The sequence below is a fragment of the Streptomyces sp. NPDC008139 genome (genome assembly GCF_042957025.1).
Taxonomy (GTDB): Bacteria; Actinomycetota; Actinomycetes; order Streptomycetales; family Streptomycetaceae; genus Actinacidiphila.
In genome coordinates this window covers 450,755-469,691 of record NZ_JBIBHM010000007.1, presented here as the reverse complement: position 1 = coordinate 469,691, position 18,937 = coordinate 450,755, and the positions used below count along the sequence as shown (strand labels likewise).

General features: G+C 72.5%; 19 protein-coding genes. 5 read left to right on the top strand and 14 right to left on the bottom strand.

Features of this window, described 5'->3' with window-relative positions; genetic code table 11:
- Positions 1-33: 33 nt before the first annotated feature.
- The 3 genes from ACFZBB_RS17705 to ACFZBB_RS17695 form a co-directional block, all read right to left on the bottom strand.
- A complete protein-coding gene (locus tag ACFZBB_RS17705; RefSeq protein ID WP_391123094.1) occupies positions 34-3,906 on the bottom strand; it encodes an AAA family ATPase in 3,873 nt (1,290 codons plus the stop codon).
- A gap of 211 nt (positions 3,907-4,117) precedes the next feature.
- Positions 4,118-4,321, bottom strand: a complete 204-nt coding sequence (locus tag ACFZBB_RS17700; RefSeq protein WP_188281861.1) for a hypothetical protein — start codon at positions 4,319-4,321, stop codon at positions 4,118-4,120.
- A 296-nt stretch (positions 4,322-4,617) separates the two neighbouring features.
- A complete protein-coding gene (locus ACFZBB_RS17695) occupies positions 4,618-4,899 on the bottom strand; it encodes an acylphosphatase (protein ID WP_391123091.1) in 282 nt (93 codons plus the stop codon).
- A 145-nt stretch (positions 4,900-5,044) separates the two neighbouring features.
- Between ACFZBB_RS17695 and ACFZBB_RS17690 the strand changes: the two genes are divergently transcribed.
- The gene (locus ACFZBB_RS17690) at positions 5,045-5,926 is read left to right on the top strand and encodes a CAP domain-containing protein (protein ID WP_391123088.1); all 882 of its coding nucleotides are present in this window, start codon (positions 5,045-5,047) and stop codon (positions 5,924-5,926) included.
- Positions 5,927-6,053: 127 nt separating this feature from the next.
- A complete protein-coding gene (locus ACFZBB_RS17685; RefSeq protein WP_391123085.1) occupies positions 6,054-6,479 on the top strand; it encodes a winged helix-turn-helix transcriptional regulator in 426 nt (141 codons plus the stop codon).
- On the opposite strand, the gene mutM is transcribed toward ACFZBB_RS17685, so the two are convergent.
- The 9 genes from mutM to ACFZBB_RS17640 all read right to left on the bottom strand — a co-directional run bounded on the left by mutM (position 6,452) and on the right by ACFZBB_RS17640 (position 15,522).
- Positions 6,452-7,318 (bottom strand): bifunctional DNA-formamidopyrimidine glycosylase/DNA-(apurinic or apyrimidinic site) lyase, encoded by an 867-nt coding sequence (mutM, locus tag ACFZBB_RS17680; RefSeq protein ID WP_391123082.1) that lies wholly within the window; start codon positions 7,316-7,318, stop codon positions 6,452-6,454. The two genes, ACFZBB_RS17685 and mutM, sit on opposite strands and share 28 nt — an antisense overlap.
- A gap of 157 nt (positions 7,319-7,475) precedes the next feature.
- The gene (rnc, locus tag ACFZBB_RS17675) at positions 7,476-8,216 is read right to left on the bottom strand and encodes a ribonuclease III (RefSeq protein WP_391123079.1); all 741 of its coding nucleotides are present in this window, start codon (positions 8,214-8,216) and stop codon (positions 7,476-7,478) included.
- A 19-nt stretch (positions 8,217-8,235) separates the two neighbouring features.
- Complete coding sequence (rpmF, locus tag ACFZBB_RS17670; protein WP_188281855.1) at positions 8,236-8,409, bottom strand: 50S ribosomal protein L32; 174 nt, start codon at positions 8,407-8,409, stop codon at positions 8,236-8,238.
- 2 nt (positions 8,410-8,411) lie between these two features.
- Positions 8,412-9,020 (bottom strand): YceD family protein, encoded by a 609-nt coding sequence (locus ACFZBB_RS17665; RefSeq protein WP_391123239.1) that lies wholly within the window; start codon positions 9,018-9,020, stop codon positions 8,412-8,414.
- Between the two features lie 175 nt (positions 9,021-9,195).
- On the bottom strand, positions 9,196-10,365 hold the full coding sequence (locus tag ACFZBB_RS17660) for an ATP synthase F0 subunit B (RefSeq protein ID WP_391123076.1): 1,170 nt from the start codon (positions 10,363-10,365) through the stop codon (positions 9,196-9,198).
- 10 nt (positions 10,366-10,375) lie between these two features.
- Positions 10,376-10,855: a pantetheine-phosphate adenylyltransferase gene (gene coaD, locus ACFZBB_RS17655; protein WP_355349488.1), complete on the bottom strand. Its 480-nt coding sequence runs from the start codon at positions 10,853-10,855 to the stop codon at positions 10,376-10,378.
- A 70-nt stretch (positions 10,856-10,925) separates the two neighbouring features.
- Positions 10,926-11,504, bottom strand: coding sequence for a 16S rRNA (guanine(966)-N(2))-methyltransferase RsmD (rsmD, locus tag ACFZBB_RS17650; protein ID WP_391123073.1), 579 nt, complete (start codon positions 11,502-11,504; stop codon positions 10,926-10,928).
- A gap of 62 nt (positions 11,505-11,566) precedes the next feature.
- On the bottom strand, positions 11,567-13,798 hold the full coding sequence (gene recG / locus ACFZBB_RS17645) for an ATP-dependent DNA helicase RecG (protein WP_391123068.1): 2,232 nt from the start codon (positions 13,796-13,798) through the stop codon (positions 11,567-11,569).
- A gap of 74 nt (positions 13,799-13,872) precedes the next feature.
- A complete protein-coding gene (locus ACFZBB_RS17640; RefSeq protein WP_391123065.1) occupies positions 13,873-15,522 on the bottom strand; it encodes a DAK2 domain-containing protein in 1,650 nt (549 codons plus the stop codon).
- Between the two features lie 278 nt (positions 15,523-15,800).
- Here ACFZBB_RS17640 and rpmB point away from each other — a divergent pair, with 278 nt between their 5' ends.
- Positions 15,801-15,986 (top strand): 50S ribosomal protein L28, encoded by a 186-nt coding sequence (gene rpmB, locus ACFZBB_RS17635; RefSeq protein WP_028426177.1) that lies wholly within the window; start codon positions 15,801-15,803, stop codon positions 15,984-15,986.
- Positions 15,987-16,162: 176 nt separating this feature from the next.
- Here the strand turns inward: rpmB and thiD are convergent, their stop codons facing one another.
- Complete coding sequence (gene thiD / locus ACFZBB_RS17630; protein ID WP_391123236.1) at positions 16,163-16,951, bottom strand: bifunctional hydroxymethylpyrimidine kinase/phosphomethylpyrimidine kinase; 789 nt, start codon at positions 16,949-16,951, stop codon at positions 16,163-16,165.
- 101 nt (positions 16,952-17,052) lie between these two features.
- A complete protein-coding gene (locus ACFZBB_RS17625) occupies positions 17,053-18,018 on the bottom strand; it encodes a thiamine-phosphate kinase (protein WP_391050361.1) in 966 nt (321 codons plus the stop codon).
- A gap of 179 nt (positions 18,019-18,197) precedes the next feature.
- On the opposite strand from ACFZBB_RS17625, the gene ACFZBB_RS17620 reads away from it, so the two are divergent.
- Together ACFZBB_RS17620 and ACFZBB_RS17615 are read left to right on the top strand one after the other, a co-directional pair.
- A complete protein-coding gene (locus ACFZBB_RS17620; RefSeq protein WP_188284985.1) occupies positions 18,198-18,431 on the top strand; it encodes an Lrp/AsnC family transcriptional regulator in 234 nt (77 codons plus the stop codon).
- A gap of 51 nt (positions 18,432-18,482) precedes the next feature.
- Positions 18,483-18,929 carry a DUF3515 family protein gene (locus tag ACFZBB_RS17615; RefSeq protein WP_391123062.1) on the top strand — a complete coding sequence of 149 codons (447 nt, stop codon included), beginning with the start codon at positions 18,483-18,485 and terminating at the stop codon, positions 18,927-18,929.
- The last annotated feature ends 8 nt before the right edge of the window (positions 18,930-18,937 follow it).

Here is an 18,937-nt window from a genome sequence, read left to right as displayed (position 1 = left end):
CCACCACTCGGGAACCGGGCCTGACCCGGAGCCCTACGCGGCCGGCTGCTTGCCGTTCCGCAGCCGCTGGCTGATCACCTTGGAGACACCGTCGCCCTGCATCGATACGCCGTACAGGGCATCAGCGACCTCCATCGTCCGCTTCTGGTGCGTGATCACGATGAGCTGCGAACTCTCCTGAAGCTCCTCCATGATCCGGATGAGCCGCTGGAGATTGGTGTCGTCCAGCGCGGCCTCGACCTCGTCCATCACATAGAACGGACTCGGCCGTGCCTTGAAGATCGACACCAGCATCGCCACCGCGGTCAGCGAGCGCTCACCGCCCGACAGGAGCGACAACCGCTTGACCTTCTTCCCGGGCGGACGCGCCTCAACCTCCACACCTGTGGTCAGCATGTTGTCCGGGTCGGTGAGCAGCAGCCGACCCTCCCCACCTGGGAAAAGCCGCGAGAAGACGCCCTCGAACTCGCGGGCGGTGTCATGGAAGGCGGCGGTGAAGACCTGCTCCACCCGCTCGTCCACGTCCTTGATCACCTGGAGCAGGTCGGCTCGCGTCTTGCGCAGGTCCTCCAGCTGCTCGGTGAGGAATTTGTGCCGCTCCTCCAGCGCCGCGAACTCCTCAAGCGCCAGCGGGTTGACCTTGCCGAGCTGCGCGTACGCCTTCTCCGCCGCCTTCAGCCGCTTCTCCTGCTCGGGGCGGTGGTACGGGCGCGGCTGGTTGCGCGGGTCCTCCGGGTCCTCGGGCAGGATCTCGCCCTCGGCGGGCGGCGACGGCGGCACGAGCTGGTCGGGGCCGTACTCGGCGACGAGCCCCGCGGGCTCCATGCCGTGCTCCTCCAGCGCCTTGGCCTCCAGCTGCTCGATCCGCATGCGCTTCTCCGCGCCCAGCACCTCGCCCTTGTGGACGTCGCCGGTCAGCCGGTCCAGCTCGCTCTTCAGGTCCCGGCCGCGCCGCCGCTCCTGGCCCAGCTCCGCCTCGCGCTCCGCCCTCGCGTGCTCGGCGGCGGCCCGCTCCTCCTCGGCGCGGCCCAGCGAGATCTGGACGCAGTCCAGCAGCGCGCGGGCGCCCTCCACCACGGCCGCCGCGACGGACGCCTCGTAGGCCAGCCGAGCCCTGCGCTGCTCGGCGCGGGCCCGGGTCTCGCGCTCGGCGCGCGCCGCCCGGTCCAGGCCGTCGGCCCGGCCCGCCAGACCCTTGACCCGCTCCTCGTGCGTACGGACCTGGAGCCGCGCCTCCATCTCGGTCTGCCGGGCGTTCGCGCCGTCGGCGGACAGCCGGTCCCGTACGGAGGTGTCCGGCTCCTCCTCGCCGGGCTCCTCCTCGGCCTCGCTCAGCCGGTACGACAGCTCCTCGAACTCCTCGCGGGCCGCCGCCAGCGCCTCCTCGGAGCGGCCCACGGCCGCGGCGGCCCGGTCCGCCTCCCCCGCCGCCGCCCTGGCCTGGCCGCCGAACCGGCCCAGCTGCTGCGCGACCGAGGACTTCTCCTTCTCCGCCGCGCGGCGCAGCTGCGTCAGCGCCTCGACCTCGCGCGTCGCCACCGCCCGGCGCTCCTTGGCGTCCTGCTGCTCGGTCGCCAGCGCCGCACAGCGCGCGTCGAGCTGTTCCAGCTCGGCCGTCGCCTCGTCGACCTGCGCCTGCACTTCCAGCAGGCTGGGCGCCTTCGCCGAGCCGCCCTGGGCGAGATACGCGGACAGCACATCGCCCTCCGAGGTCACCGCGGTCAGCTCGGGACGCCGCCCGACCAGCGCCTCGGCCTCCTCCAGCGACTCCACGACGACGATCCCGTCCAGCAGCCGCCGCACCGCGGGCAGCAACTCCCCGTCCGCGGCGACCAGTTCCACGGCCCACCGCGCCTGCCCGGGCAGCCCTGCGGCCTCCGGCCTCGGCCCCGGCACACCGGCGCCCGCCGTCGCCGCCGGAAGGCCACCCCCGTCACCGGACCCGGCGGAGCCGCCGCCCGCCTGCCCCGGCAGCGCGGCACGCCGCCCGCCCGCTTCGGCCACGTCCGACCCCGGGTCGGACGCGCCCGCGTCTGCCGGGACCCGGCCCGACCCGCCGGACCCCGCGCCGCCCCCGGAAACGCCCCCGCTCGCGAGACCCTGACCGTCCCCGTCGGCCGCGTCGCGAGCGGCCTCCGTCGGCGGGCGGTGGTCGCGGGCCGCCACAGGATCGGCGGCCGGGGCCGCGAGGAGAAGGGCCGCGCGGCCCGCGTCCTCTTTGCGGAGCAGGCGCAGCGCGTCCGCGGCGGCGGAGGGGCCGGTGACCGCGACGGCGTCCGCGGCGGCGCCGAGCGCGGCGGCGAGCGGGATCTCGTAGCCGGGGGTGACGCGGAGCAGCGCGGCGGCCGAGCCCAGGATGCCGGGCAGGGCGTCGCGCCCCTCGCCCGCGCTGAGCAGCGCGCCGGTGCCGTCCTTGCGCCGCAGCGACGGCGCGAGCGCGTCCCGGCGGGCGGCGACGGCCGCGCGGCGGCGCTCCGCCGCGGTGGCGGCCTCGCGCGCGGCGCTGAACGCCTCCTCCGCCGCGGCCTGTTCGCGGCGCGCGGCCTGGAACCGCTCCTCCAGCTCCGAGTCGTCCGCGTCCAGGCCGTCGACCTGCGCGCGCAGTTCCTCGTACTCGCCCTGCGCGGACTCCGCCCGGTCGCGGGCCTCGTCGCGGGCGGCGGCGAGGCGGCCGATCTCGGCCTCGGCGGAGGCGGCCTTGGAGCGGGCGGCGTTGACCTGGGCGTGCAGCCGGGCCAGGCCCTCACGGCGGTCGGCGATGGCGCGGGCGGCGGTCCTGAGCCGGGCCTCCTCCTCGGCGAGCCGGCGCTCCAACTCGGCGCGGTGGTCGACGGTGTCGTCCAGGGCGCGCTGGGCCGCGTCCAGCGCCTCGGACAGCTCGGCCTCCTGCTCGCGGATGCGGGCGGCCTCGCGTTCCATGTCCTCCGGGTCCCGGCCGCGCCGCTCCTCGGCGGGCTGGGACGTGGCGTGCCGGTGCCGCTGCTCGGCGAGGCCGATCGTGCCACGTACGCGTTCGGCGAGCTGGGACAGCGCGTACCAGGTGGCCTGCGCGTCGGCCAAGCGCGGCGACAGGGCGCGTACCTGCTCCTCCAGGCGGGCCTCGCGCTGGACGGCGGCGGCCAGTTCCGTCTCGACGGCGTCGCGGCGCTCCTTGAGCGCGGCCTCGTCGGCGACCTCGGCGCTCAGCGCCTCCCGCAGCGTGACCAGGTCGTCGGCGAGCAGCCGCAGCCGGGCGTCGCGCAGGTCGGCCTGGATGACGGCGGCGCGGCGGGCGACCTGGGCCTGGCGGCCGAGCGGTTTGAGCTGGCGGCGCAGCTCACCGGTGAGGTCCGTCACACGGGCGAGATTGGCCTGCATCGCGTCCAGTTTCCGCAGCGCCTTCTCCTTGCGCTTGCGGTGCTTGAGCACACCCGCGGCCTCCTCGATGAAGGCGCGGCGGCCCATCGGGTCGGCGTGCAGCACGGAGTCGAGCTGGCCCTGGCCGACGATGACGTGCATCTCGCGGCCGATACCGGAATCGGAGAGGAGTTCCTGGATGTCCAGCAGGCGGCAGGTGTCGCCGTTGAGCTGGTACTCGCTGCCGCCGTTGCGGAACATGATCCGCGTGATGGTGACCTCGGCGTACTCGATCGGCAGGACGCCGTCGCTGTTGTCGATGGTCAGGGACACCTCGGCGCGGCCCAGCGGGGGGCGGCCCGTGGTGCCGGCGAAGATGACGTCCTCCATCTTGCCGCCGCGCAGCGACTTGGCCCCCTGCTCGCCCATGACCCAGGACAGCGCGTCCACCACATTGGACTTGCCGGACCCGTTGGGGCCGACGACGCAGGTGATTCCGGGTTCGAAGCGCAGGGTCGTCGCCGAGGCGAACGACTTGAAACCGCGCAGCGTGAGGCTCTTGAGATGCACGCCGGTCGACTCTACTAGTCGTCCTCGGTTTCACCGAGGAAGGCGCAGGGCACATCATGCGTTAAGAAGCGAACGTCCAGGCGGGGAGCGGGTGGGGAGCAGGGCGAGGGGACAGCGCGCGGAATGACGAAAGGGACGCCGAAGCGTCCCTCGCGGATTCTGCAGATTCTCAGGCGGTGTCCGGGGACACCTGTCCGGGCCGAGGGCCGGTTCAGGCGAGCACGGGCTCCGCGCGAGATACGTCGATGCTGCTGAGCAGCGACTCTTCGTGCGATGCGACAGTCAGAGCGTCGTTCTCGGCCTGCATCCGGACAAGCTCGGATTCCAGATCCTGAACGCGCTGCTGGAGCCTTCGCATCTCGGCGAGAAGTCGCGGGTCGGGACCGCCGACGTAACCGAGAAGCGCCTTTGCCATGATGGATGGTCCTCCACGCTGAGTGACCGACCGAATGCGGTTTGGGTCGTGGGTGAGGGTTGCTCGCCCGCGCAGGGTGAGTGCCGTGACCGCCGCTGAACAATCCTGGAGTCACGATGCGCGGGGCTTCCAGAGTCTCACCAAATAACGGGACGGTCAACACGATCACAGCCCAGTCGTCGGGTCCGCCTCAGAAAACACGGCGCTGACGGCGCCGCGGGCTGCCCGCGTGGCATAGGGATCATGCTCGATGGGGGCAGCCTGACACGGCGATCGTCGTATGGCAACCAAATTGCTCAGCGGATCTCGAAACCTTCGTATCCGCCCCGCGGCCGGCCCCAGATCTCGGTCACTCCGTCGACCCGTCCGGGCGTGTCCCCGCGGCGCAGCCACTCCAGCAGCCGCTCGCACTGTCCGCGCGTGCCCTCGGCCACGACCTGGACCCGGCCGTCGCCCAGATTGCCCGCGTAGCCGACGAGGCCGCCCAGTTCCAGGGCGGTGGCCCGGGTCCACCACCGGAAGCCGACGCCCTGGACGCGGCCGCGCACCCACGCGGTGAGCCGGACATCTTCGTTCATGTCCGCACGCTATCCCGCCAGTTGGATCAGCAGCACATCGGCGGGCGGCGTCATTCGCTACAGTCACCCGACAACGGGGTCACCCGTTCGGGTTAATCCGCCGAATCGGGCCGCCAGAACCGAGCCGACCAGAGGAGCGCGAAGGATGGGCCGTCACAGCCGTCATGCGCAACCGGCAGCGCCGGAGACGGGACCCCGCTCGCACCGCGGGCGCCGTAAGCACCACCCGGTCCGTACCGGACTGCTCGCCACGTCGGCCGCGATGGCCGTGGGCGCGGTCGCCGCGTCCTCCGGGATGCTCAGCGGCCTCACCTCCGGCCTCGACTACCGCCAGGGCGACGCGGGCCACACGCAGGCCGACGGCCCGGCGGACCCGTCGCGCGACGGCAGCGACATGCCCTCGCCGCTGGGCGACAGCACGGCGCCGACCCCCGGGCAGACCGGCTCCCCCGGCACCCCGTCCTCCGGTACGCCGTCGAAGCCGGGCACGATGCGGTCGAACACGGCGACGCCGTCCCGTACGGCCACCAGCCCGGCCGCCGCCCCCACGCCGACCCGTACGACGGCCGCGCCCACCACCCCGGTGCCGACCACCACCGCGGCCCGCACCCAGCCGCCCACGACCGCCGCCCCGGCCTCCACCGACGCCGTCACGGCGGCCCGCGCGGCGATCCTCTCCCTGGTCAACACCCAGCGGGCGAGCGCGGGCTGCTCGCCGCTCACCGCCAGTTCCTCCCTCGACGGTCTCGCCCAGGCGTTCAGCGAGGACATGGCCGCCCGCGGCTTCTTCGACCACACCGACCCCGACGGCAAGACCCCGTGGGACCGCGCCAAGGCGCTGGGCATCACCAACCTCGGCGGCGAGAACATCGCCCGCGGCCAGGCCACCGCCCAGGCCGTCATGGACGCCTGGATGAACAGCCCCGGCCACCGCGCCAACATCCTCAACTGCGACTACAAGACCCTCGGCGTCGGCATCCACTACGGCAGCGGCGGCCCCTGGTGGACCCAGGACTTCGGCTTCTGAGGCCGCTGGAGCCGTCGCGGCCTGTAGAGCCGTGGGAGCCGCTGGAGCCGGAGCCGCCCTGACCAGGGCGCTAACCGGCGGATCGCGCACCCCTGGAGTGCGCGCTGTGCGGGGGTACGCTGGGCGTATGACAGACAGCGACCGGACGGCGGAGTGCGCCGCGGCCACAGTGAAGGACGACGGCAGGCTCGCCTTCGACGTCTTCGCGCGGTCCTGCCCGTCGCGCGGGACGCTGGAGCACGTCACCGGGCGGTGGGGCAGCCTGACGCTGGGCGCGCTCTACGAGGACACGCTGCGGTTCAACGCGCTGCGCCGCCGTGTGGACGGGGTCAGCGAGAAGATGCTGTCGCAGACGCTGCACGCGCTGGAGCGCGACGGCCTGGTCGTCAGGGACGCGCGGCCGACGAATCCGCCGCACGTCGAATACCGGCTCACCCCGCTCGGCCGGGAGACCGCCGCGCGCCTGCTGTCGCTGATCGCGCTGGTCGAGGGCCGGATGCCGGAGGTGCTGGCCGCGCGCGAGCGCTACGACGCGGAGCGCGGCACCGGCTGACAGCGCGGGCAGAAGTAGCTCGACCTGTTCATCCACGGCCGGCGCCTGATCGGTGTGCCGCAGCGGCGGCACGGCTCGTCCTCACGGCCGTACGCGTCCAGCGACCGGTCGAAGTAGCCCGATTCACCGTTCACATTGACGTACAGGCTGTCGAAGCTGGTGCCGCCCGCGGCGAGCGCGTCGCCCATCACCTCGCGGATGTGCGTGACCAGCTCCGCCGTACGCGGCCTGGTCATCGACGCCGTCGGCCGCTCGTAGTGCAGCCGCGTGCGCCACAGCGCCTCGTCGGCGTAGATGTTGCCGACCCCGCTGATCAGCGACTGGTCGAGCAGCGCCCGCTTGATCGTGGTGCGCTTGCGGCGCAGCGCCGTGTGGAAGGCGTCCTCGTCGAAGGAGTCGTCCAGCGGGTCGCGCGCGATGTGCGCCAGGACCGCCGGGAGGCCGTCCGCCGCGCCCGGCACCGCCTCGTGCACGGACAGCCCGCCGAAGGTGCGCTGGTCGACGAAGCGCAGTTCGGTGCCGAGGGTGTCCTGGAAACGGATACGGATTCGCAGGTGGGTCTCGGCCGCCGCGGTTTCGGGCTGCACCAGGAGCTGACCGCTCATCCCCAGGTGGGCCATCAGCGACAGGTCCTCGGTGACCGGCAGCCACAGATACTTGCCCCTGCGGTGCGCCTCGCCCATCGCCGCGCCCTTGAGCCGCGCCGCGAAGTCCTCGGGCCCGGCCAAGTGCCGCCGTACGGCCCGCGGATGGAAAACGGTGGCCGTCTCGACGGTGCGGCCCGAGACCCAGCGCGAGAGTCCGCGCCGGACGACTTCCACCTCCGGCAGCTCCGGCATGACGTCCCCTCATGTTCCACGCGGGTGCGTGTGCCCCGCCATGGCGCGGGGAACCGCGCGACAGGCCCCCCACGGCCGGTGGTCGGGAGACAACCGGTCTGCCCCGCCGGGGCCGGTGGTGACCTTGATCGCGCGGTTCCCCGCGCCCCTTCGGGGCTCAGCTCGCCGCTGAGGCGGCGGCTTCGCGGATGGAGCGCCAGGCGGACTCCGCCGCCTGCTGCTCGGCTTCCTTCTTGCTGCGGCCGGTGCCGGTGCCGTACTCGACGCCACTGACGCGGGCGGCAGCCGTGAAGGTCTTCTCGTGGTCGGGTCCTGATTCGGTGACCACGTACTCGGGAACGCCGAGCCCTTCGGCTGCGGTGAGTTCCTGGAGGCTGGTCTTCCAGTCCAGTCCCGCACCGAGGTTGGAGGACTGCTCGATGAGCGGGTCGAAGAGCCGGTGCACCAGCTCGGAGGCCGCATCGAGCCCCTGGTCGAGATAGACCGCGCCGATGACGGCCTCCAGGGTGTCCGCGAGGATGGATGCCTTGTCCCGGCCGCCGGTGCCCTCTTCGCCCCGGCCCAGGCGGATGAACGCGCCGAGGTCGAGCCCGCGGCTCACGCCCGCCAGGGCACGCGAGTTGACCACCGCGGCCCGCAGCTTGGCCAGTTGGCCCTCGGGCAGGTCGGGGTGGGTGCGGTAGAGGGTGTCGGTGACCACCAGGCCGAGCACGGAGTCCCCGAGGAACTCCAGCCGCTCGTTGGTGGGCAGCCCGCCGTTCTCGTACGCGTACGAGCGGTGGGTCAGCGCACGCACCAGAAGGGCGGGCTCGAGGGTGTACCCGAGCCGCCCTTCCAGAAGCGTGGGGGACGAGGCTTTGTCCGCCGTGGCCGACTGTGGCGCTGAGGCGTCTGACATGGAGCCTGTCACCTGCCGATCAGACGTCGATGACCTGACGGCGGTTGTACGTGCCGCAGCTCGGGCACGCGATGTGCTGGAGCTTCGGCTCGTGGCAGCGCTCGCACGCCACCAGGCTCACGGGCGCAGCCTTCCACTGCGAACGGCGGTGGCGCGTGTTGCTGCGCGACATCTTCCGCTTCGGAACAGCCACGGCTACTTCTCCTGGTTCTCGTCGGCACCATGTTCGGTACCGAAACTCTGGTTGAGATCCTTCAAGGCCGCCCACCGGATGTCGGTGACCTCGTGGTGGTGGTCCGGGTCGTCCGCGAGGCGAACTCCGCATTCGGAGCACAGCCCTTCGCAGTCCTCCCGGCACACCGGCTGCAACGGCAGTGCGAGCACCACCGCGTCGCGCAGTACGGGTTCGAGGTCGAAGAGATCGTCCTCGAGTTCCAGCGCGTCCTCGTCCTCGGCGTCGTCACCGGCTTCGTCCTTGCGGGCGGTCCTGGTGTCGGCGTCGGGGTAGGAGAACATCTCCTGGAATTCCGCGTCCAGCTCACGCTCGACGGGCTCCAGACACCTTACGCACTCCCCCGTGACCGGTGCATGGGCGGTGCCGGTGACCAGCACACCCTCCATGACCGACTCCAGGCGGAGCTCCAGCTCGACCGTGGCACCCTCCGGCACCCCGATGACATCGACGAGGCCGAGGTCCTTGGGGGCCGGCACCGAGCGGGAGACCTTCCTCATCGCACCAGGACGCCGACCCAGCTCGTGTGTGTCGAACACGAGTGGGTTGCGGTGGTCGAGGCGGGTGTTCAGGGCTTCCTGCTTTCATCGGTACGGCCTGCCCCGCGGCCCTCGCGGGCGACCCTTGCGGGCGGGCAGGCCAAAGCGCCGGGAATTCACACGGCTGGAAGTGACAGGATACTGGACCACCCCGCCCGCACCCAAACGGAGCCTGTCCGGGGCCGCCGGCAGGCTCCCGCGGGCGTCCTCAGCGGCCCTGCTCCAGCTCTCTCAGCCGGTTGAGGTCGATCAGTCCGGTGTCGAAGAAGCTGGTCTCGTCCAGCGCCGCGGGCTGCTGCCCCTGCGGCTGCTGCTGCGGATAGCCCTGCTGCTGGTACGGGATCTGCTGGTCGTACTGCTGCTGGTCGTAGCCGTAGCCGGACGGGTCCTGCTGGTACGCGGGCTGCTGCTGGCCGTACGGGTCCTGGGCCTGGGTGCCGTAGTCGACGTAAGCGCCGGAGTCGGCGGCGGCCTGCTGGTACTCGGGCTGGTAGCCGCCGTCGCCCTGGTAGCCGCCCTGCTGGTACGCGGTGTCCTGCTGCGGATAGCCGTAGCCGGTAGCCGCCGCGGCGGCGGCCTGCTGCGGGGCCGGGTCGTAGCCGTACTGCGCCAGGTCGGCCTGTTCGGGGGCGGTGGGCGCGGCCAGGCCCGCCATGTAGTCGGCGTCGCTCTGCCGCTGCCCGCCGTGCTCGCCGTCCGCGGCGTCCTGCGCGGCCATCTGCGCGGCGAGGTCGTCGATCGGATTGTGGCCGGTGAGCTTCAGACGCCCGCGGCCGACGGCCTCCAGGGTCTTGCTCAGGACGGCCTCGAAGGCGCCCAGCTTGGCGTCCACGTACTCGTCGGCGCGGCGGCGCAGGGTCTCCGGGTCGGCGCTGCGCTCGGGGGCGTCCGCGTCCTCCTCGGCCTGGTCGTAGCCCTGCTCGTAGCCGTTGGGGTCGTGGCCGAGCAGCTTCTCCCGGCCGCGGTCGACCGAGCCGATGGTCTTGGTGAGGACCACTTCGAAGTTGGCGAGCTTGCTGTCGACGTAGTCGTCGGCCTCGGCGCGGATCTCGGCGGCCTCGCGGCGCGCCTCGGCGACGATCCGCTCCGCCTCGTCCTGCGACTGGCGGGCCACCTGGGTGTCGGAGACCAGCGATCCGCGTTCGGCGTGTGCCGATTCGATGATCCGCTGGGCTTCGGCTCGGGCCTCCCCGACCATCGTCTCCCGGTCGCCGAGCAGCGCCTGCGCCTGGGAGAGGGAGTCGGGAAGCGCGGCGGCGACCTCGTCGAGCATGGCGAGCAGCTCGGCCCGGTTCACCACGCAGGAGGCCGACATCGGCATCGACCGGGCGTTAGCCACGGTGGCCGCGATCTCATCGAGCTTCTTCTGGACGTCCACGGGGGAGAGCCTAGCGCTGTCGGAGTTTGGGCTTGAGCGCGTCGAGGACGACGGACGGCACCAAGTGGGAGATGTCGCCGCCCCATTGGGCGACTTCCTTGACCAGACTCGAGGACAGGAAGCTGTAGGCGGGGTTGGTGGGGACGAAGAGGGTCTCGACACCGGTGAGGCCGATGTTCATCTGGGCCATCTGCAACTCGTAGTCGAAGTCGCTGACCGCGCGCAGGCCCTTCACGATGGCCGGGATCTCGCGCTGCTTGCAGAAGTCCACCAGCAGGCCGTGGAACGACTCGACCTTGACGTTGCCCAGGTCGCCCGTGACCTCCTCGATCAGCGCGATGCGCTCCTCGATGGTGAACAGGCCCTGCTTGGACTGGTTGATCATCACGGCGACGTACACGGTGTCGTACAGCCGTGAGGCGCGGGCGATGATGTCGAGGTGTCCGTTGGTGATGGGGTCGAAGGACCCCGGACAGACGGCGCGGCGCAAGAGTGGTTCCTCGCTCTCCGTACGGCGGGTGCTACGGCTCATGGTGCGGGTTCATGCCGACTCCGCGGGCTCATGACCCGGCGGTAACCCGGGCGGCGCGACCGTACCAAAGCGTCGCTTCCCCGTACCGCCGGGACCGCAGGCCCGTGAAACCCGGGGGCCAGCCGAATTCGCCGCCCCGGGTCCTGCGCTCCACGGTGACCAGCGCTTCCTCCGTCAGCCAGTCATTGGCCAGGAGTGTGAGCAGGATCTCCCGCAGTTCGCCGTCCTCGACGTCGTACGGCGGGTCGAGGAAGACCACGTCGTACGGCCGCGGCGCCGGTCCCGCGACGATCTTCTCCGCGCGTCCCGAGCGCACCTCGGCGCCGGGCAGTTTCAGCGCCGCCACGTTCTCCCTGATCACCCGCGCCGCCCGCGGCTCGGCCTCGGCCAGCAGGACGTGTTCGGCGCCGCGGGAGAGCGCTTCGAGGCCGACCGCGCCGGAGCCCGCGTAGAGGTCGAGCACGCTAGCTCCCTCCAGCGTGCCGCGCAGCGACTGAAGGGTGGAGAACAGCCCCTCCTTGGCGCGGTCGGACGTCGGCCTGGTGCCGTCGCCCGGCGGTACGGCGAGGCGCCGCCCCCCGGCGGCGCCGGCGATCACGCGGGTCATGGAACTCACTTCCGGTGCGGGGACCTGGTCCGACGCGCCCCACGATACGGGCCCGGGCCCGGCTACCCCTTCTCCAGATACTCCTCGCGGTCCGCGTCCAGCAGGCTGTCCAGGGCGCTGCGGAGATCGGGGTGCGCGGTGAGTTCGGGATCGGCGGTCACGACCGCGGTGGCCTCCTCGCGGGCGGCCTCGATGACGTCGCGGTCGTCCATGACGGTGAGCACCCGCAGGGAGGAGCGGCTGCCGGACTGGGCCTGGCCGAGGACGTCGCCCTCGCGGCGCTGCTGGAGGTCGATCTCGGAGAGTTCGAAGCCGTCCAGCGTCCCGGCCACGGCGTCCAGGCGCATCCGGGCCGGGGTCGCCTCGGGCGCCTCGGAGACCAGCAGGCACAGGCCGGGCGCGGAGCCGCGGCCGACCCGGCCGCGCAGCTGGTGGAGTTGCGAGACGCCGAAGCGGTCGGCGTCCATGATCACCATCGCGGTGGCGTTCGGCACGTTCACCCCGACCTCGATGACCGTGGTGGCGACCAGGACGTCCACCTCGCCCGCGGTGAAGCGGCGCATCACGTCGTCCTTGGCGTCCGGCTGCATCCGGCCGTGCAGCACTTCGACGCGCAGCCCGCGCAGGGCCCCTTGGGCGATCTGCTCGGCGACGTCCAGCACCGCCAGCGGCGGCCTGCGCTCGTCGTCGTCGGGCCCCGGCTCCTTGTCCTTCTTGGCCGCCTTGGCCTTGCCGCTCCCCTTGCCCTCCTCCTCGTCGCCGATCCGCGGGCACACCACGTACGCCTGGTGCCCGCCCTCGACCTCCTCCCGTACCCGCTCCCAGGCCCGGCTGAGGAAGTGCGGCTTCTCGGCCGCCGGTACGACATGGGTGGCGATCGGCGAGCGCCCGGCGGGCAGTTGGTCCAGTACGGACGTCTCCAGGTCGCCGAAGACCGTCATGGCGACGGTGCGCGGGATCGGGGTGGCCGTCATCACCAGCAGGTGCGGCGGCTGGGCGGCCTTGGCGCGCAGCGCGTCCCGCTGCTCCACGCCGAAGCGGTGCTGTTCGTCGACCACGACCAGGCCCAGGTCGTGGAACTTCACCTTGTCCTCGATCAGCGCGTGCGTGCCGATCACGATCCCGGCCTCGCCCGTCACCAGGTCGAGCAGCGCCTGCCGCCGCGCGGGCGTCCCCATGGAACCGGTCAGCAGCACAACCTTCGTCCCGAGGTCCGAGCCGCCCAGCATGCCCGAGGACTCGGCCAGTTCGCCCATCATCTCGGTGACGGAGCGGTGGTGCTGCTGGGCCAGTACCTCGGTCGGCGCGAGCATCGCCGCCTGGCCGCCCGCGTCCACCACCCCGAGCATCGCCCGCAGCGCCACCATCGTCTTGCCCGAGCCGACCTCGCCCTGGAGCAGCCGGTGCATCGGGTGCTCGGCCGCCAGGTCCTCGAAGATCTCGCCCGACACCCTCCGCTGGCCGTCGGTCAGCGTGAACGGCAGCTTCGCGTCGAACGCCGTCAGCAGCCCGTCCTGGCCCGGCCGCCGCGGCACCGCGGGCAGCGCGGAGTCCGCCGCCCTGCGGCGGGCCAGCGCCACCTGGAGCACGAACGCCTCGTCCCACTTCAGCCGGTCCCTGGCCGCCGCGATGTCCGCCTTCGTCCGCGGCCGGTGGATCCGCTCCAGAGCCTCCGGCAGCGGCGCGAGCCCGCGCGCCTCGCGCAGCGCGGCGGGCAGCGGCTCCCCCACGCCCTCCCAGCCGATCGCCGTCAGCGAGTTGAGCGCGGTGTCCACCGCCTGCCCGATCCGCCACGAGGTGATCTGCTTGCACGCCGGATACAGCGGGATCAGCCGGTTCGCGAACGCGTCCAGCGCGTCCTTCTCCGCTCCCTCGTCCGCGTCCAGCAACTGGTAGTCCGGGTGGGCCAGTTGGCGCGTCCGGTTGAAGACCGAGACCTTCCCCGAGAACATCCCCCGCCGCCCCGGGATCAGCCGGTGGGCGTGCGCGTGCGCCGCCTTGCTGAAGAACACCAGGGTCAGCGAACCGCTGCCGTCGGTCACCACGACTTCGAGCCGCACCCCGGACCCGCGGCCGTACGTCCGCTTGTCCGCCTTCGCGATCTGCGCCACCACCGTGACGTACTCGTCCACCGGCAGATCCGCCAGCCGCGTCAGCTCCCCGCGCTCGGCGTACCGGCGCGGATAGTGATGCAGCAGGTCACCGGCGGTGTGCAGCCCGAGGTGGTCGGCGAGCACCTTCGCGGTACGGTCACCGACGATTTTCCGCAGCGGATCGTCCATGGGGTTCGACATCGGGATCTATCTTGGCGCACCCCACCGACAAATCCCCCTCGGGCAGGTCCGCGCGGCGGTCTGCGGGGGGCGGGTTACTCGACGCCCACCAGGAGGGGGCAGGTGCCCTGGCCGCCCTCGTAGGTCACGGTGTCCACCGCCAGGTGGGCCTCGCGGACGTGGGACTCGATGTGGGCGGTGAGGTCGGCGGGGGCGTCGGGTCCCGGGATGAGGGTGACGAGTTCGCCGCCGGCGGCGAGCATGCGGTCCAGGACGGCGGTGGCGGTACCGGCGAGCGTGGTGCCGATGACGGAGACGTCGCCGTCGATGAGGCCGAGGATGTCGCCGGCCTGGCAGATGCCGGCCGAGGTCCAGGACCGGTGCTCGGCGACGGCGAGTTCGGCGTAGCGGGTGGCTCCGGCGGCGGAGGTCATGGCGACGACGTCCTCGTCGAAGCGCCGGGAGGGCTCGTGGACGGCCAGGGCGGCCAGGCCCTGGACGGCCGAGCGGGTGGGGATGAGGGCGACCCGGACGCCGTCGGCGCGGGCCTGTTCCGCTGCGGCGCCCGCCGCGTGCCGCAGGTCGCGGTCGTTGGGCAGCAGGATGACCTCCAGGGCGTGGGCGCGGCGGATGGCGGCGGCGATCTCGCCGCTTGCGGGCTGTTCGCCGGGGCGGACGGCGACGACGGTGGCCCCGGCGCGGGCGCACAGTTCCGACAGGCCGTCGCCGCGGACGACGGCGACGACGGCGCGGTGCGCGGGTTCGGTGCGCGGCCTGGTCTGGTCGGCGAAGTGGGTGACGCGGATGCGGTACGGGCGGCCGGCCTCGATGCCCGCCTCAATGGCGGCGCCGACGTCGTTCACGTGGACGTGCACATGGAAGAGCCCGTCGCCGCCGACGACGACGAGGGAGTCGCCGAGCGCGTCGAGCCGGGCCCGCAGCAGGGTGACGGCGGAGTCGGCGGCCTCCAGCAGGAAGATCACCTCGAAGGCGGGGCCGTCGGGGACCGCGTCGTCGGGGCACAGGTCCTCGTCCTCGACCGGGACGGTGTGCCCGGCGCGGAAGTCCGTTCCGGCCAGGGGCTGTTCGGGGGCGTCGCCGGTCACGGCGTCGGCCAGCGCGCCGAGCACGGCGACCAGGCCGAGGCCGCCCGCGTCGACCACGCCCGCGCGGCGCAGCACGCCGAGCTGTCCCGGGGTGGCGGCCAGCGCGGCGCGCGCTCCGGCGTACGCGGCCCGTACGACCTCGTCGACGCCGCCCGCGGCGGCCTCCGCGGCGTCGGCCGCGCCGACGGCCACCGTGAGCATCGTGCCCTCGACCGGCCGGGCGACCGCGTCGTACGCCGATTCCGCGGCGATCCGCAGGGCCCGCCGCAGTTCGGCGGCCCCGATCCGCTCAGGGGCGTCGGCCGGCGAGGCGACCGCCTCGTTCATGCCGCGCAGGAGCTGGGCGAGGATCGTGCCGGAATTGCCCCGGGCGCCGATGAGGGCGCCGTGCGACATGGCGCGGAGCACGTCGGGGAGGGTGGGCCGGGTCGCGGGGGCGGCGGCCGTCGCGTGCGCGTCGAAGACCGCTTCCACGGCCTGCGCGGCGGACTCGAACGTCAGGTACAGATTGGTGCCGGTGTCCCCGTCCGCGACGGGATAGACGTTGATCGCGTCGATCTCCTCGCGGGCCCTGCCCAGTGCCTGGAGCGAGAGGCGGCACCAGGCGAGCACCGCGGAAGCGTCGAGCGAGGGCGGCAACAGGTCCTCCTGCGGAACACCGGGATATCGGGCACTGCCAGGCGAGCCTAGGCCCTTTCGGGGCGGTCGCGAGCGGTCCGGGCGGCGAAGGGACCGCCCGTGACCGCACGGAAACGGCCTGGTGGTGACCCCGGTCACCGGGGCGGGCGTCCGGATCTGGGCGCCCGCGGACCATGGTAGTTTCGTTGTACGGGAGCGGTCGTTGTATGCTGCTCCGGTTGCCTGGGGCTCTCTCAGGCTTTTCATCGTAAGTGCATCTGAAGTCTTTGGAGTGACCCGTGGCTGCCAACTGCGACGTCTGCGGCAAGGGGCCGGGCTTCGGCAACAGCATCTCCCACTCGCACCGCCGTACCCCGCGTCGTTGGAACCCCAACATCCAGCGCGTGCGTGCAGTGGTCGGGCGGACGCCGAAGCGCCTCAATGTCTGCACCTCGTGCATCAAGGCCGGTAAGGTCTCGCGCTAGCTGGCGAGCGGCCGAACCTTCTCCGCGCAAGCGGAGGTAACCCGGTCTCGCGCTGACGCGTCGTCGTACATCACGTCGTAGCAGCGCAGCCTTAGCGGCTACTCGAATGCCGGTCCACCTCAGGGTGGGCCGGTTTTCGTGCGTTGTACGGGTGCCCGTGCGGCTGGGATGACGGCTCAGCGCGTGCGCCAGCCGTGGTCGACGGGGCCGGTCCCGGCGCCGAGCGGGAAGCCCGCCGCGATGGCGCCGGTCACGTACGTCTTCGCTCGTCCGACGGCGTCCGGCACGTCGCGGCCGAGGGCGAGGTGGCAGGCGATCGCGCTGGCCAGGGTGCAGCCCGTCCCGTGGGTGTGCCGGTTGTCGAGCCGCGGGGCGCGGTACCAGTGCTCGGCGGCGCCGTCGGTGAGCAGGTCGACGGCCTCGGCCGAGCGGCTTTCGGCGAGGTGGCCGCCCTTGACCAGGACCCAGCGCGGCCCGTGGGCGAGTACGGCGTCGGCGGCGGCCCGCATGCCGGCCTCGTCGTGGACGGTACGGCCGGTGAGCTGGGTGACCTCGTCCAGGTTGGGGGTGGCGACGGTGGCGAGCGGCAGCAGCCGGGTGCGTACGGTCTCGACGGCTTCCGCGGCGAGCAGCGCGTCGCCGTGCTTGGAGATCCCGACCGGGTCGACGACGACGGGGACGCGGCCGTCCAGTGCGGCGAGGAGACCGGCGACGGTTTCGGTGAGGGCCGCCGAGGAGAGCATGCCGGTCTTGACCGCCGCCACCCCGATGTCGCCGACGACCGCGTGGAACTGGGCGCGTACGGCCGCCTCCGGCAGGTCCCAGACGCCGTGCACGCCCAGCGAATTCTGCGCGGTGACGGCGGTGAGCACGCTCATGCCGTGCACGCCGAGGGCGAGCATCGTCTTGAGGTCGGCCTGGATGCCCGCGCCGCCGCCGGAGTCGGATCCGGCGACGGTGAGCACCCGGGCGGGGGCGGCCCGTCCAAGCGCGGGGCGCGCGAGGTCGGGGGCTGGGACGGCGGGGCGCGGGAGGCCGGGGTTCGGGAGGCCGGGGTGCGGGAGGGTCACTCCTCGTCCCCGAAGTGGTCCCAGCCGCCCGCCTTGTCCCAGGGCGCGCCGTCCACGGTGACCTGCGGGGTGCGGCCCCCGGGGGCGCTGACGGCCCCGATGACCCGCCAGCGGGCGGGCAGCTTCACATCGCGGGGGAAGGCGGCGACGATCGCGTGGTCCTCGCCGCCGGTGAGCACCCAGTGCAGCGGGTCGACGCCCACGGCCTGCCCGATGTCGGACATCTGGGCGGGTACGTCGATGTCGGCGGAGCGCAGGTCGATGTCGACGCCGCTGGCGGCGGCGATGTGGCCGAGGTCGGCGACCAGGCCGTCGCTGACGTCGGTCATGGCGGTGGCGCCGAGTTCGGCCGCCGCGGGGCCCGCGTGGTACGGCGGTTCCGGGCGGCGGTGGGCCTCCACGAAGGCGCGCGGGGAGCGGAAGCCGCGGGAGAGCACGGCGAGTCCGGCGGCCGACCAGCCGAGCCAGCCGGTGACGGCGATGATGTCGCCCGCACGGGCACCCGAACGAGTGATGGCCTCACGGCTGCGGAGGTCGCCGAGCGCGGTGACGGCCACCGTGATGGTGTCGCCGCGTACGACGTCGCCGCCGACCACGGCGGCCCCCGCGACCTGGCACTCGTCGCGGATGCCGTCCATCAGTTCGACGGCCCAGGTGGCGGGGAGTTCGGCGGGGACGACGAGGCCGAGCAGCACGGCGGTGGGGAAGGCGCCCATGGCGGCGATGTCGGCGAGGTTCTGCGCGGCGGCCTTGCGGCCCACGTCGTAGGCGGTGGACCAGTCGCGGCGGAAGTGGCGGCCCTCGATGAGGACGTCCGTGGTGGCGACCACCCGGCGGTCGGGCGCGGCGACCACGGCCGCGTCGTCACCCGGTCCGATTTTCACCGCGGGTGTGGTGGTGAGCCGGGAGGTCAACTCCCTGATGAGCCCGAACTCGCCCAACTCGCCCACAGTCCCCTTCATCCCAACGTCCCCTCGAGTCGCGGCCTGAGCCGGTTCTGCTGCGTGTTTCCCGTCAATACGGGCGTGAGACCCGTCAATACGGGGGTCAGGTACCGCGCGGGTCTCCCCGCTGTGCGCGACGACGCGATAACGTGGCGTCCCCCTTCCCACATGATCCTCGAAGCCGCCCTGGAGGTTCCGTGGTACAGGCGTACATCCTGATCCAGACCGAGGTCGGCAAAGCCTCGGCAGTAGCGGAGGTGATCTCCAAGATCGAAGGAGTCATTCAGGCCGAGGACGTCACCGGTCCTTATGACGTCATCGTCAGGGCCCAAGCAGACACGGTCGATGATCTCGGCCGCATGGTGGTCGCCAAAGTCCAGCAGGCGGACGGCATCACTCGAACGTTGACCTGCCCCGTCGTCCATATCTAGCCCCCACTATGCTCACCGGTGATGCTGTATCGCCGAGTCGTACTGACCGCCGTGTCCGCCGTCGCGTGCCTTTCTGCGGCGGCGGTCTACGCGTTCACGTCCGGTACGGACGAAGCGATCGCCGTACCGGTTCCTGACGCACGTGTCGCCGGATACTGTCACGCGCTGTACGGCGATCTGCCCGCGAAGGTCGACGGTCTCTCCCGGCATGATCTCAAGCCGAAATCGGAACTGACAGCCGGGTGGGGCAATCCGCCGATCGTGTTGCGCTGCGGTGTCCCGCGGCCGGCCGCCGACGCGGACCCCTCCACTTACGGCGCCGAGGTGGACGGCGTCTCCTGGTCGGTGGAGCAGGGAGCCGACGGTGGGGTGCTGATGACGACGACGCTGCGCAAGGCGTATGTCGAGGTGGCTCTGCCGAAGCGTTTCGCCCATGACATCAGTCCGCTGACGGATCTCGCGGACGCGATCAAGCGCACGATCCCCGAGGGGGTCTGACCCCCTCG